Below are 15,348 nucleotides of genomic sequence, written 5' to 3'. Positions count from 1 at the left end.
CTAGAAAATATTACACCAGAGGTGATTGTTTCTCTCACCTCTTACGACTTTATTCTTGAAGCTTTATTTAGCGCAGCTTCATAAAGAATTGGTATTAAGAGAATTTGTTAATAATTCTTACGCACTTGATAATTGACAATATTTATAAACACATCAATCAAACAGGGTTTCTATGATTGCACAAAGTTCTGACAAGACAACTCAAACAGTCAGTATTGCCTATGCTGGCTCACTAGTCAATTTAATAGAAAATAAGCTAGCTCCAGATTTTGAGAAAGTAACTGGCTATAAATACCAAGGTAAAGCAGCAGGTTCAACTGTACTGGCTAATGCAATTAGGGATAAGATTATTCAGCCAGATGTCTTTATTAGTGCTTCGACTAAAGCTTACGAACGACTTGAAGGAGCAGCTAACGGCAACGAAGTGAAGTGGAGCTTAGTTTTTGCCTCCACATCAATGGTAATCGGCTATAGCCCGATAAGTCAATTCCTTAATCAATTTCATACCGCAGCGGCTGGTACTATTCCTTGGTATCAAGTACTTCAGCAGCCAGGAGTGCGACTGGGCAGGACAGATCCTACCCTTGACCCGAAAGGGGTGTATGCGATTTTGGTCATGCAACTAGCTTCACTTTATTACAACCAATCTGACATCAAACACACAATCCTTGGTTCGGACACAAATCAGACTCAGATATTTCCAGAAGTGGATTTAGTTGCAGACTTGAAAGATGGCAGCCTGGATGCTGGGTTCTTTTACCTGAATGAAGTTTTGGATGTGGATTTACCTTATATCAGCCTGCCAGGAGAAATTAATTTGGGTTCACCTAGCCATTCGGACTTTTATCAACAAGCTGATTACCAGGATGCTCAAGGACAGACAATTACTGGTGAACCTATCCTTTACAGTTTGACTATTCCAACAAAAGTTAACAACTATGCAGGAGCAGTGGAATTCGTCCAATACTTGCTTGGAGATAACGGACGTCAACTATTGCTTGAAGACGGCTTATCAATAATACCGCTTCAGTTTGAGGGCGATCTATCAGCTGTTCCAGAACAACTCTTAAACTCTCCCAAAATCTGAGAACCACAAAATTATTGTATAAAAAGGTGATTTTTAGAGGATGTTTGTCAAGTTAAAAAAAGCTCCAGTAACGGTAATCTGCCAGTATATAAAAATCTGGACTTTGGACTAAAAGGCTAGAGAAAAGCAGTCTAGCAGTAACACTGACTGCCGTAAAGTCAATGAAAGTAATCCATAAATCATTGACGTGATGATCCTGACACAACTAGAAAAATTCCGCCAAGCTATCTACGATTGTTTGGGGAAGGCCAAAGATGCAGTATTTTAATTGATGGATGCAGTATTAACAAGTCCGAGTCCCGGATTTATCGCAAGTGAGGAAAAAACACTTAGATTAGCCAGATTTAGGATAATTTAATTGATACATCATCAAAATACGTCTAGAGCGTGGATAACTCAAAGTAAAACCCGAGAGATTAAAGATACATAAAATACATTAAACTTGATAAATACTGAAATAACAATTTTTTATTAATAAAAATTGACAAGCCAATTCATGGGATAAAATCAAGTAAAATAACCCTAAAAATCAGCTATTAAAAATCTGGAACAGCTATTACTTATATATGAAATTAGGTGATTATTAACCAAGAGAAGGTAGTTGAGATAAACGCTTATAAACCATTGCAAAAATCTCCCTATAAGGACAAGTATTACTAAGGGAGCAACGCGATTTGGTGAGGTAGGATCAAAAACCAGCGATCGCTAACAACTTTCTTCAGTATTAAAAATATTTATTACATTAATGCTCGTATTAATACATAATTTACCAATAAATTTTAAGTGTGGTAATGTGTGCAAAAATTTATGAGGGTCAAAAACAAGCTAGGATTCCGGTTAAGTAATTTTTCCAGGGTTTTAACGTTTACCTTTTATGGCAAAAAATATAAGTGCAACTCTTGATTTAAACAAGTCAGTTAAAAGTTTTCACTCACAGATCACAAAACTTTTAGAATTTACAAATCTTACAGAGTGGAATGGAAAAAAGCTGAGAGAACGAGAAGAAGAAATTAGAGAACAGGCAATGATTTTAGCAGGTCAATGTATAGCTATTTTATTATATAATCTTTCCACATCCCCAAAAACTTTGAACTATTCTGTTAGTCAAACACAGGGATGGAAAAATTTAAATACACAAAAGCATGGCTCTAAAAAGCGAAAAATAGTAACAATTGGAAACGTCGAAGTAACTTTAACTTTACCTTATGTACTTGAACGGAATCCCATAAGTAAAGAATCTGATAATACTCTGATCAATGAGCCAAAAATAAAAACCTCAAATCAAGGATTTTGTCCGTTTTTAAAATGGCTAGGGATGTCAGAAGGTATTAGCCCTTTAGTCTGGTCAACAATTGCTGTTAGGTGGTGCGATAGCCAGTTCTTTTGATGCAGCACGTTCGACGCTAATGGATTGGGGAATAAATGTTAGTTTAAAACGAATCGAGCGCCTGACTTACCTTTTTGGTGAAATTGGTATTAATCTACGCCGATCAAAAATATTAAATCTAGAGATGGGTCACTTATCTAACAGTAATGTTCTCAAAGACCAACGAGTTGTGATCGCTGTAGATGGTGGAAGAACTAAAATTAGGTTCAATAAAAAAGGTAGACGCAGTAACAAAACAAACCGTCATGGCTTTGTCAGTGAATGGATGGAGCCAAAGTTACTAACAATTTATGTAGTAAATGAACAAGGTAAAAAAATTAGGACATCGGTAATACCTATTACTAATGATGGCACGTATTCCGGTTATAAAGAATTCCTCAAAATTTTAGAAATGTATTTGGTAAATTTGGGTATAAGTGAAGCCAAACAGGTGTTATTGATTGCTGATGGTGCAGAGTGGATATGGATACATATTCCTCCTTTACTGAAAAAATTAAAATGCCCACTTGAAACTTATCAATTATTAGACTTTTATCACGCAGCATCACATTTACAAGATTTTGCTGATGCTGCTTTTAGTACAGAAAATGAGCGTCAATCATGGTTTAAAAAATCTCGAAATATTTTAAAAAAAGGTCAGGCACTAGATTTAATGAGAAATATGGGTGAATTTATCTCCGAGGCAACAGGAGAGCGCTGTAAAATTATGGTAAGAGAGCGAAATTATATTTTAAAAGCGTATAGAAGGAGGCTTTTAAAATATAACGAAGTTGTGGCTCGAAAATTACCTCTCGGAAGTGGCGCAGTTGAAAGTTTAATTCGTCAAGTTGTTAATTTACGCATGAAAGGAAACAGTAAATTTTGGTTACAAAATAATGCAGAAATTATGTTACATCTGCGTTGTCAATGGATAGCTAAAAGTTGGGATAATTTTTGTGATTCTATCTTCAATTCTTTTATCAAACCCCAAACTGCTTGATAAATTTTATACTTTAATTCTCCCTTTAATTTATTTTATGCCATAATTGATACCAAGTATCAAAGATTTGTTGCAGAGATTTTTGGAAATAATCGTCAAATGACTTGCTAGCAATCTTTTTGAGATACCTCATCAAGATGATTTCTTGTTTAAAGCAGTACTTATTTTGTAAATAAAATCACCATTAACTTAAATCTCATTTTTAGCGATCGCTTGTTTTTGATCCGACTTCACAAAATCGCGTTGCTCCCGACACTAAAACTCCCACGAAATTGTGCCCAACACCGTTAACGGCGCACCAGGATAGATAGTATCTCTTCCCTGGCTACTTTCGTAATATTTTTCATCAAAAAGATTCTTGATATTGATTGCAGCCTTCCAATTATTGCGTTTGTAATAAAGTGCTGCATCCGTGCGGAAGTAGCTGGGCAACACAAAACTGTTATCCAAATCGCCCTGTCTATCGCCCACATAATACAGTCCCAATCCAAATCCCAAACCTTGCAAACTTCCCTGTTGGATTTCATAGGTTGTCCATAGGCTGGCAGTATTCTTAGCAACGCTTTCCAACAAATTCCCAACTGGATAGTCATTGTCTTTGGTGATTTGGGCATCGGTATAAGCGTAAGAGGCAATAATTTTCCAACCGGTCAGGATTTCGCCAGCGATATCTAGCTCAACGCCCCGACTACGTTGCTCCCCGGTCAGAATGGAAAAATCTGGATTGTTGGGATCGGTGGTCTGGACGTTAGTTTTTGTAATTTGGTAAGCAGCCAGGGTTGCAGACAGTCGGTTACTCAAATCGGCTTTAACACCCACCTCGTATTGTGTACCTTGGGCAGGATCAAATGTAGAACCATTGACTGAAGTACCAATGTTAGGAACAAAAGAACTGCTGTAGCTAGCGTAGAGAGAAATTGCTGGTATCGGCTGGTAGACAAGACCAACCCGAGGGCTAAAGGCTTGGTCAGATTGACTGATGCTAGTTGAGGCAAGTAAATTGTCATTTTTCTACTCGGTAAAATCGAAACGCCCTCCGACTAGCAGCTTCAAATTATCCAGTAGGGTAATCTGATCTTGCAGGTAAATTCCTAATCTATCAGTGCGAATTTGTCTATTAACAAAAGTTGTTAAAGGATTGGTAGGGATAACGCTGTTATTCACCGGACTAAAAATATCGATAGGTGACAAAATACCTCTGCTAAAAATCAGCGGATTTTCGTTTCGGTTTAGCTCTATTCCCAAAAGCGGTTGGTGGATAATTGACCCGGTTGCAAACTTTCCTATGACCTCAGTTTGGAGACTGTAGGTGTCAGTTTCAAATTTACCATTTGTAAAATTCCTATCCAAAAACCGATCGTCGATCAAGTCCCCTTGTTCTGCGCGGAAATCATTTACCTTGTTTATAGTAATGGAAAGGGCATTGCGAAGCTGCCAATTTTTACTAAACTGATGTTCTAATCTATAGCCAGCTCTGTAAGCTGTGGTTTTTGAATCATTTTCTCCTGGAACCCCTAAGAACCGACTAATCGGAATTGGGGCAGGTCTGTTACCAATAGCAACGATGCCCCGATCGAATTGGGTATTATTATTTAAATACTCAAAATCAAGGTTTAATGTTGTGTTGGTACCGATTTTCCAGGTTAGAGATGGCGCGATGAAGATACGTTCGGTGTCAACAAAGTCACGAAAACTCCCAGAGTTTTGATAAGCAACATTCAAGCGATATAACAGAGTTTTGTCTGCATTCAGTGGACCAGAGATATCGAATGTGGGACGATAAAAACTGTAGCTTCCGGCAGTGAAGTCAGCAGCGTAATAAGGTTCACTCAGCGGTTGCTTTGTGACAAGGTTGATAATCCCACCTGGCTCAGCTTGACCGAAAAGCACTGAGGCAGGGCCCTTGAGTACCTCAACCCGTTCCAAGTTTGCTATTTCTGATAATGTGAAGAAATCGGCATCGCGGAATCCATTTCTAAAATTTCCATCCTGCTCAAAACCACGAATGACATAGCGAGCAGCTCCTGTACCCCCATAGTTGCCTGCTTGTGTCACGCCGCTGACGTTTTGCACTGCATCCTGTAACCGCACTACTTTTTGGTCTTGTAACACCTGTCGGGGCACTATTTGAATTGAGGCGGGAATGTCACGCAGGGGTGTATCGGTTTTGGTGGCAGTAGAGGCATTTGGTACACGGTATCCATCCTGCTCGCCTGTTACCACTAACTCAATCGGTTCATTACCGCTAGCTGATGGTTGAGTTGGTTGTGTCTGCAACCCTGGCTGCTGTAGTGGTTGTTGTGTTTGAGGTTGCTGTTCCTGTTGCGTTTGTGCAGTACTAGCTACACTGAAGATCAGACCTTCGTTGGCACTGTCATACAACTTGACAATTGGTACACCCGCTTCACCCGTTACCGTAACTCGGATAGTCTTGGCATCAAAGTTAGTGACTGTTATTTCACGAAGACCCGTAATTGGTTTCTCTGAGCGGAATGTGTATGCATCGCCACTAGGTAAACGCAATTGTGCGTTGGGAACGTCAATAATAAAGCTATTGCCAGCAGTGCGATTTAATAGTTGCAACTGTTGCCCTTGAAGAGTTTGTAAAATTATTTCCACACCTTGGGGAGTGGGATTAGCTTTTACTCCTGTCACCTGCACTACTTCACCTTGATTCTGGAGGGAGTTGGTTGGTGTTGGTGACTGTACTATATGTTGAGTACTGCTGGTAGGACGTTCTATTTCACTAAGGAGAGGAATCTCTCTAATCGTTCTAGAATTGCCTAGTACTTTTGCGAACGCAGTTTTATTTTGTACTTCTTGAGAGGACACTTCAGCAGCTGCACTAATTGCAACCCACAACCAAACACAACTTGTAGCCAAAAGAATCTTTAATATTTGCCTTAACACCATTTCCACCCCTACACCTACATCTTCACTTGCCACTACTCTCAATAGACCTCTTGCAAAAGTCCCAAAATCAGGTATGTCATTCTGTTCGCGCAGCGTTCCCGCAGGGTACGAAACGCAGTGGAGAGAAGAATCTCACTAGATGTATCGCTCCGCTTAATATGACAATTTAAGCATTTATGTAAGAGGTCTAATCTCACCCCAAAATTCTGCTTTTGGAACTGGAGTTGTTACACAACTGTACATTGTTTAACCTAATCTAAATATTACCAACTTAATAAGTATAACCATAAATAAATTTTTGATATAAATCTTAAAAAGATATTCTTTGGGTTGCTGTTCTGACGCGAGTAACTCATTATTGGGTTACTCAAATTGAATACTGGAGCCGTTTTTAATTAAGATCGCCTGGGAAAGTGTTGTTTTTTTGTACCAAGTCTTATGTCAGAGTATCTTTACCAAGTGCAAGATTAATTAACCAGTATTGTTGGTAATATTATCACAATACAATTTATATCTCTATCTTGAAAGGCAATGTCTACGACAAGCTCTTACAGTCTATGCTCTGTTTGAGGGAAAGTCTTGGGATGCGATCGCTCTATAGTTAAATTCAGAAACAATCCAAGTTCCAAACAAAGCAAACTTATGTACTTATCCTTGCGAACTCAAATCCCTAATGGAGAACATAGCCCTTAAAACCCAACACCTGGGACTGGCTTACGACGGCAAACCGATTATAGCTGGTCTGAACTTGCAGATTCCTACTGGAGAAATTACTGTTTTAATTGGCCCCAACGGTTGCGGTAAATCTACTATACTACGGGGTTTGGCTAGATTACTCAAACCCCAGGTTGGTACTGTATACCTTAATGGCGCTGATATCTTTCGACAGCCAACCACTTTAGTTGCACAGCAACTCGGCATTCTTCCTCAAGGGCCAGTCTCGCCAGAAGGATTGACTGTGCGAGATTTAGTAGCACAAGGTCGCTATCCATATCAAAAAAGTTGGCTGCAATCTTGGACTGCTGAAGATGAGAGCCAAGTTCGCAAAGCGTTAACGATTACAGACCTCAACTTTTTAGCTGACACAGCCGTAGATACACTTTCTGGTGGACAGAAACAACGTGCTTGGATAGCCATGACTTTGGCACAAGATACACAGATTTTGTTATTAGATGAACCGACTACTTTCTTAGATTTAGCTCATCAAGTGGAGGTGCTGGAATTACTAAGGGATTTAAATCAACTTGAGGGGCGAACAATTGTCATGGTGTTGCATGACCTAAATCAAGCATGTCGTTATGCTCATCATCTAGTAGCTTTGCGTGACGGTATTGTTATGGCTTCTGGAAATCCTGCGAATGTGATAACAGAAGAAATGGTGCAGGAGGTATTTGGATTAGCCTGTCGAATTGTACCAGATCCAGTTACGGGTACACCTTGGTGCCTTCCTTTAGGACGACAAAAAAGATACTAATTATTAGTTTTCTGAATAAGAAATTTTTAATTAAAAAGTAAACTATATGTTTAATCAATTACCTATGCCTTGTAAATTATCACAGCTTGCAACAGAAGGTTATGCTAAACACGGGCGTGGTTTTGTGTATTGGGTTTGGGAAGTAGATAAACATGATTCGGGTAAGTATTCTCCTGCAACAGATTGCTTTAATTTTAATGTTGAACCTAACACCGAATATCTCAAGCAATTGCTACAAACTTACGATCCAATTGTAGAGTTTGTGCTGTTTATAAATATCGACTCTCAAGGGAGCCGCTCGCATTTGTATCCACGTTTAATTCCTTTATCTAAATAGAATTCAAGAGTAAGGTGTGTGAAGGTCAGGAGTGAATCAAGAGAAAATCTCTACATTTTGTTTGTATTTGCTTTTCCTGTTCTAGCAAAAGAATACTAAATGCGATCGCCAGCAGCAACCGTTACCCCAATAAACTTCAGCTAATACCAAGTAAAGAGCTATATCTGACGAAAAGCTACTGCACGTTTATTTGGATAAAAGTAGAATATTTTATATATTGTTGATAATTTTTAATAATCGTATTTTATTTTAAAATCTTTGAACACATCTTGTTAAATTACTATTACGATGATACTAGTTTTTCCTCAAAAAGATTATTGGAAACTCTTATATGAAGGAGAGCAAATCCAGGGAAATGTTGGTTCAAATGAGTTTGACATTACCTTTAAATATCCAACCTTACTGGCACAAGGTTATCACCAACATATTAAGTTACGAGATTACATATTTCTAGACATCTATAATTATCAGCAAGAAAAGTCAGTAATTATGGAATGTCCAGAGCGAGAGCATTTGTTAGAATTTAGATTCTGTATTCTGATGCACTCTCCATCTAAAAACATTCTATACCAGACTGGAGAATACTTCTTAAGTAGCAGTGGAATGGCCTGTGAGTGTGCTGGTTTAGAAGAGGAGTTAATGCGAACAATAGAAATAGTTATTCATATAGAACCAGAGATGTTTCGCTTTTTTGCAGGAGATACATCTGGAAAACTACCGAAAGAATTACAGCATCTTGTTAAACGTTCAGATCAATTAACTTATGAACGCTATGCTACTCAAACTCCAATGATGCAAGTAGCACTACAGCAAATTCTTCAATGTCCTTACCAAGGTGTGACTAAGCGAGTGTACCTTGAAAGCAAGGTTTGGGAATTAACAGCATTAGTGATAGAACAAGAAACGCAAATTTACCAAGGTTTTCTAGAGGTTCATGCACTCAGACCATCAGAAATTGACTGCGTTTATCATGCTAAGGAAATTTTATTAAAAAATCATGATAATCCACCCTCTCTCATACAACTAGCACGGCAAGTGGGGTTAAACGATCGCAAACTAAAACTTGGCTTCCGTTTTGTTTTTGGGACTACGGTATTTGGCTATCTGCACAATTATCGTATGGAACTGGCACACAATTTGCTCATCCAAGGTCACATGAATATCACAGAAGTGGCACAGAAGGTAGGTTATGCTAGCTTACCCTCATTTAGCAATGCCTTTCGTAAGAAATTTGGCATCAGTCCCAAGTCTTGTCACAGATAAAAAGTCCGTTTGGAATAAAAAAAGTCCGGCTCGAATAAGACGCGACCATTGTAAAAATTGTATTCTTCTAAAATTACAGGGTTGGTATTAACGCAGGTTTTTACCAACTTCATTAGTGAAGAGTACTGGAGATTAAGGATTAGGTAACGAAATTGAAAAATTTGGCAGATGCTCAATCTTTGCCTAATACCCTTTGAACAGATTTTAGTGTAGTGTCTTGGTTGGAGTCTTTAAAAATGTTAGTTAAGCTACCATTTGCTGCTATTTGCTGGTTAATACCAATTCTCTCAGTTACTATAGCTAATCCGGCTTATTCTAAACAACCGTTTGAAGTTAAGAGTGACATTCGCTCATTAGCCCAATTGCAATCTGTCAAAACCAGTGCTATATATTTGCTGAGGACACCCAGAGAGAAAAATCGAGTTCCCCAACTTAGTCAAGCAACTAGAGATGTGGTGTCAATCACGAATGTTCAAGTAAACACCACAGATAAAGGGATAGAATTAATTTTAGTTACGGCTAACTCTGTTGAGTTGTCAATTTCACCGAAAATCGAGGGCAATTCCTATATTGTAGATATCCCTAATGCCAAGTTGCAATTAGCCAATGGTCAGAGTTTCCAAAAACAAAAGCCAGTGGCCGGAATTGCACTAATTACAGTAGCTAATGTAGATACTAATACTCTGCGCGTGACAGTGACCGGGGAAACAGCAGCACCAGTAGTAAAGTTGTTTGATAGTCAGACTGAGGGTTTGGTGTTTGGAGTCACAAGTGCTACTTCTCTACGAGAGGCTACGCCAACGACAGCGCAGCAACCTGCACCAACGCCAGAGCAAAAACTACCTGCGAATGTCCAGCAACCACCGATAGAGTTAGAGGTAACAGCTCCACCTGAAGGAAGTTACAAAGTTCCTAACACAAGTTCAGCAACTAAAACTGATACGCCACTGCGGGATATTCCCGCCTCAGTTCAAGTCATTCCAAGGGCAGTTATAGATGATGTTGGTGGCAATGGCATAGCTGATACACTCCGAGTAATTGGCATTGGAACTGACCGCTTTTCATCTCGGCTGTTTGATACTTATACAATCCGAGGCTTTTCAACGCTGTTTACTAATAATTATCGCAACGGTTTAAGGGAGATAATTTCAAATTATCCTGTTGACATTTCTAACACAGAGCGAATTGAGGTAACTAGAGGGCCTGCTTCTGTACTTTATGGTCAAGGCTTTCCTGGCGGTATTGTCAACCGAGTAACTAAACAACCTCTGAGTGAACCTTATTATTTTGCTCAAATGCGTGTAGGTAGTTTTGGCTCTTACCAACCCTCGGTTGACTTTTCTGGGCCTTTAAACACAGAAAAGACTGTATTATATCGCTTGAATGCCTCATATTTAAATGCGGATAGCTTCGTCGATTATGTGACCCAAGAGCGTTATTTTGTAGCACCAGAACTCACTTGGCGAGTTGATGAGAAAACTAGCCTAACAGTGGGAGGGGAGTATCAGGACGACGAAAAACCCAATAGCGATGCTGAAATAACAGGTTTGCCGGGGGTAGGAACTGTTTTACCAAACCCTAACGGTAAAATTTCACGCAACAGAAACCTTGCAGAACCTTCAACAGGGAATGAAAGTCGTCAGACGAGCCGAATTGCCTATAATTTTGAGCATCACTTTAATGATAATTGGAGCTTACGCAATGCTTTCCAGTTTGGTCAACGGGTGATAGCAGAAGAAGATGCGATTATTCCTATCGGTTTACAAGCCGATAATCGCAGAGTAAACCGCATTAGTAGCTTTATCAATACCATTGAGAGTAACAATATTCTGGATACATTTGTTGTGGGTCAATTTCAAACTGGTAGTGTGGCGCATAAACTATTGGTCGGTTTTGATTTGTTCTGGCAGGATTTTGACTCTCGTGGTAGCAGTTATGCACGTAGCCCGATAGATGCATATAATCCCGTGTACGGTACGCCTTTAGGTGGGCTTAGGAGTAGCTTCCAAACCAAAACATTGAGTGACGCTCAAGGGCTTTATTTTCAAGACCAAATTTCCCTGATTGATAACCTGAAGCTAGTTCTAGGGGGACGTTTTGACTGGCTACATACCAACTCTTTCGAGCGCATCAGTGGAGAGAGAACTAATAACACTGATAATGCTTTTAGTCCACGCTTAGGCATAGTATATGAACCTAACAAAAACATTTCGCTTTACGCTAGCTATACTCGCTCCTTCGATCAAGTTACTGGCACTGATGCACAGGGTAATCCCTTTATACCTAGTCGTGGCACTCAGTATGAAGTGGGAGTAAAAACTGATTGGCTTAATGATAAGCTATCCGCAACTTTAGCTTTGTATGATTTGACCAGGACTAACATTACGACAACAGACCCCAACCCCAACAATTCTGACTTCCAGGTTCAAACTGGTGAGCAAAGAAGTCGAGGCGTTGAACTGACTGTGCAGGGAGAACTCACGCCAGGATGGAACATCATTGCTACCTACAACTATATTGATGCTCGTGTAACCAGTGACAACACTTTTAGAGTTGGGAATTTCCTCAACACCATTCCTGAACACAGTGCTTCTTTGTGGACAACTTACACAATTGGTCAAGGTTCTCTGCAAGGATTGGGTTTTGGTTTGGGTGTGTTTTATGTAGGCGATCGCTTTGGAGATTTGGCAAATACCTTTACTTTACCTTCTTATGTTCGCACTGATGCTGCGCTTTACTATCGACGTAACAATTTACGCGTACAACTCAACCTGCAAAATCTATTTGACACCAATTACTATGTTTCAGCTTTCAATCGCAATCGGGTTTTTCCCAGTGCGCCGTTTGAAGCACAATTAACTGTGGGTTGGGAGTTTTAAGAAAGTGCGTCATATCTTGCAATTAACTTTGGTTGGGTTATTGTTATTTTTATTACTATCAGCTTGTAACTATTCAATTCAACAACAAGCTAAAATTGGTCAGAATAATTCCTCTACTACTGCAAACACCGCTATCCGCATAATCAAACATCCTTTAGGTGAAACCAAGGTTCCAATTTATCCTCAACGAGTCGTTGTTCTGCATGGTTTTATGTGGACAGACGCTCTAGCAGTTGGAGTCAAACCAATTGGAGCGCCACTCAAGATATCTTTAATACAGCCTACAAATGAGCAGCGTCAAAATGTTGTAGATGTAGGTTTTTTACCAAATAATCTCGAAAAGATTCTAGCCATAAAACCTGATTTGATTTTAGGTGTAGCTGAACAACAAAAGGACATCTACCCATTATTGTCACACATCGCACCCACAGTACTTATTGAAGTAAAAAACGTTCGAGATTGGAAAGACCACTTTATGCAGGTGGCTAATGCACTTAACAAAACCGAGGAGGCTCAAAAGGTAATATCTAACTACCATTCTCGTTTACAGAAATTTAGAGCTAATGCCAGGTTGGATGCAAAGCCGCTTATTGGTAGACATCGCTTGTCTGATACTCCAGTTTTGGTTGTTGGTCTTTATAACGGAAATTGTCGGATTTTCAGTTGGGAGGAAAATAGTTTTTCTGGAGGAATTATAGAGGAGGCTGGTTTAACTCTAAAACCTACTCCTAGTCAATTAAATAAGTTACAAAAAAGTGGGATTTACTCAATTTCTTGGGAACGCTTGGATTTAGTTGATAATAGTATTATTTTTGTTTCTCCATCTCACTTTTGGTTTTCAAATAGTGATGTAGAAGAATACCATAAGGCTTTCAAAGAATTACAAACTATGCCTTTATGGTCAAAGTTGAAGTCAGTGCAACAAGGTAAAGTTTATCCGGTAAAAGTTCATTGGGTAGGTAATGGCCCAATAGCAGCCAATCACGTGCTTGACGACCTTTTTAAATATTTACTCAACTACAGCAGTCCTAAATCATTCGTGAAAAATTAGATCCCTGACTTATTTGATAAGTCGGGAGTCTAAACAAAGCAACTTTTCACAATCAGATAGGATTGCTATAACTTCAAAGTTATTAATAATTCAAATATCTACTACAAACAAAGTACATTATGCTTAATTTTAACTCTATTACAACAGCGATCGCCCAAGAAACTCCTTATCACTGGGCTTTTTTGTCAAATCTCTTTTCTTTTGAAGACAGTTTAGAGTTAGCTAAAAGTTATCCTCAATCAGGCTTCGAGCGAGTAGGTGATAAATCCAAAAACTTTCTAGTCCTACCAATTGTAGATGAGACTAAAGATACTATTAAGCCATACAAGCTAAATACTCTCTGGCAAGAACTAATTAACGATTTATGTACAAGTGCTTACCGACTTGCTCTTACAAGTCTAACGGGCTTGGACTTAATGAATGATTTAATGTATATATATTTTTTCTGCTATGACCCAGAAAGTAGCTTTCCTCCTCATCCTGATGGTGATGCTATTCGCATGGTGCAATTATTCTATTTTAATCAAGATTGGGATACTAGCTGGGGAGGCTGTTTACGCATTTTGAAAGATGAAAGTATAGAATCACTATATCAAGAAATTCCACCGCAACTTAACACTTCAGTTATTTTAGTGAAGTCAGATAACTCTTGGCACTGTGTTACTCCAGTCACATCAAATTCACCTCAATCTCGGCGAATCTTAAAGGTTGCCTTTCTCAAACGAGAGGAGTTTTTTGCCTCTAAGAACAACACTTAAAGCCTAATTCAGAAGGCAATCCCAATGAAACAACTTTCACTGTTAAGCATCAAAGAGAGACTAGGTACTAGTATTTTTACTCAGCACGCGGCTCAACGCCCTGCTACGGCGCTTCAGCACTTTTATTTATAATGACGCTCCTTGTCAGGATTCTATTACCAATCTTATTGGTAAATAACATCTATTGTTGGTAATATATTTGCATCATACCGTCACACCGCAAATGTCCGATAGAAATTGTCTATGGGAACAGGTCTTTGTCGGACAGAAGTATAGATAAAAACCAAAGGTTATTAGTTATCCGATAACCCTAGTTTTTCTTGCTTACTATTTGAACGGTAGGTTCTATATTCTCAATTTCAAGACCTAGTATTCACTAAGTGGTGTGTAAAAATGTTTATCAGACTACCTCATCCTGCTGTTTGCTGGTTAATATCTTTCGTTTCTCTAACTTTAGCCAATCCAGCATATTCTGAACAACCGTTAGTCAAAAAAACTTTAGTACGCTCAGGTGATGTCTTTCAAGAAATTCAAACATTGAATCAGTTACAGCTTCCTAAAACTAATGCTTCATATTTATGGAGAGTACCCAGACAAAATAAATTTCCCGAACTTAGTCAAGCAAATACAGATGTAGTATTAGTTACGGATGTAAAGGTTAACTCTACTGATAAAGGGATAGAGTTAATTTTAGTCACAGCTAATTCTCTAAAGCTACAATTTTTACCGAAAACTGAAGGTAATTCCTATATTGCAGATATCCCTAACGCCAAATTGCAACTAAGAAGTGGGGATTTTAGACAATCAAATCCAGTAGCTGGAATTGCATTAATTACAGTTGCAAATGTAAATGCGAACACCTTGCGGGTAACGGTGACTGGGGAAATGAGTGCGCCTGCTGTGCAGTTATTTGATAGTACAAAAGAAGGTTTAGTTTTTGGAGTCACCCCTAGTACTTCTACTGCTCAACAGCCAACAACAACGCCATCACAAAAACCATCTACAACAGAGCCAGAAAAGCCCATTGAGTTAAATGTGACTGCTCCACCAGATACAAATTATCGGGTACCAGATGCTACTACTGCAACGAAAACAGATACACCATTGCGTGATATTCCCGCTTCAGTTCAGGTGATTCCTCAGCAGGTTATCGAAGACCAACAACCGCGTAACTTAATTGGGATACTCTCAAATGCTGGCGTTGTCCAAAATAATTTTTC

8 protein-coding genes and 2 pseudogenes are annotated in these 15,348 nt (G+C 39.0%); 9 read left to right on the top strand and 1 reads right to left on the bottom strand.

Annotated elements, in window-relative coordinates; all coding sequences use genetic code 11:
• Positions 1-172: 172 nt before the first annotated feature.
• Complete coding sequence (locus V7K89_RS31330) at positions 173-1,087, top strand: extracellular solute-binding protein (protein WP_335194329.1); 915 nt, start codon at positions 173-175, stop codon at positions 1,085-1,087.
• Between the two features lie 874 nt (positions 1,088-1,961).
• A pseudogene (locus V7K89_RS31325) lies at positions 1,962-3,453 on the top strand (ISLre2 family transposase).
• 255 nt (positions 3,454-3,708) lie between these two features.
• Here V7K89_RS31325 and V7K89_RS31320 read toward each other — a convergent pair.
• Positions 3,709-6,366: pseudogene (locus V7K89_RS31320) on the bottom strand (TonB-dependent siderophore receptor).
• Positions 6,367-7,039: 673 nt separating this feature from the next.
• On the opposite strand from V7K89_RS31320, the gene V7K89_RS31315 reads away from it, so the two are divergent.
• From V7K89_RS31315 to V7K89_RS31285, 7 genes are all read left to right on the top strand, one after another.
• Entirely contained in the window at positions 7,040-7,840 is an 801-nt protein-coding gene (locus V7K89_RS31315; RefSeq protein ID WP_335194327.1) for an ABC transporter ATP-binding protein, read from the top strand.
• Between the two features lie 46 nt (positions 7,841-7,886).
• Complete coding sequence (locus V7K89_RS31310) at positions 7,887-8,177, top strand: hypothetical protein (RefSeq protein WP_335194325.1); 291 nt, start codon at positions 7,887-7,889, stop codon at positions 8,175-8,177.
• A 288-nt stretch (positions 8,178-8,465) separates the two neighbouring features.
• Entirely contained in the window at positions 8,466-9,440 is a 975-nt protein-coding gene (locus V7K89_RS31305; RefSeq protein ID WP_335194324.1) for an AraC family transcriptional regulator, read from the top strand.
• A gap of 236 nt (positions 9,441-9,676) precedes the next feature.
• Positions 9,677-12,319, top strand: coding sequence for a TonB-dependent siderophore receptor (locus V7K89_RS31300; protein WP_335194322.1), 2,643 nt, complete (start codon positions 9,677-9,679; stop codon positions 12,317-12,319).
• Between the two features lie 4 nt (positions 12,320-12,323).
• Positions 12,324-13,370 (top strand): iron-siderophore ABC transporter substrate-binding protein, encoded by a 1,047-nt coding sequence (locus V7K89_RS31295; protein ID WP_335194320.1) that lies wholly within the window; start codon positions 12,324-12,326, stop codon positions 13,368-13,370.
• A gap of 119 nt (positions 13,371-13,489) precedes the next feature.
• Entirely contained in the window at positions 13,490-14,128 is a 639-nt protein-coding gene (locus V7K89_RS31290) for a 2OG-Fe(II) oxygenase (RefSeq protein ID WP_335194318.1), read from the top strand.
• Between the two features lie 393 nt (positions 14,129-14,521).
• The coding region (locus V7K89_RS31285; protein ID WP_335194316.1) for an AMIN domain-containing protein at positions 14,522-15,348 on the top strand (827 nt) is incomplete at its 3' end.

The sequence above is a fragment of the Nostoc sp. genome (assembly GCF_036917515.1).
Taxonomy (GTDB): domain Bacteria; phylum Cyanobacteriota; class Cyanobacteriia; order Cyanobacteriales; family Nostocaceae; genus Nostoc.
This window is presented reverse-complemented; position numbering and strand designations above follow the sequence as displayed.

Coding starts and splice junctions, on each gene's coding strand:
- V7K89_RS31305 (WP_335194324.1), top strand. CDS start 8,466: ATGATACTAGTTTTTCCTCAAAAAGATTATTGGAAACTCTTATATGAA.
- V7K89_RS31300 (WP_335194322.1), top strand. CDS start 9,677: ATGTTAGTTAAGCTACCATTTGCTGCTATTTGCTGGTTAATACCAATT.
- V7K89_RS31290 (WP_335194318.1), top strand. CDS start 13,490: ATGCTTAATTTTAACTCTATTACAACAGCGATCGCCCAAGAAACTCCT.
- V7K89_RS31310 (WP_335194325.1), top strand. CDS start 7,887: ATGTTTAATCAATTACCTATGCCTTGTAAATTATCACAGCTTGCAACA.
- V7K89_RS31315 (WP_335194327.1), top strand. CDS start 7,040: ATGGAGAACATAGCCCTTAAAACCCAACACCTGGGACTGGCTTACGAC.
- V7K89_RS31330 (WP_335194329.1), top strand. CDS start 173: ATGATTGCACAAAGTTCTGACAAGACAACTCAAACAGTCAGTATTGCC.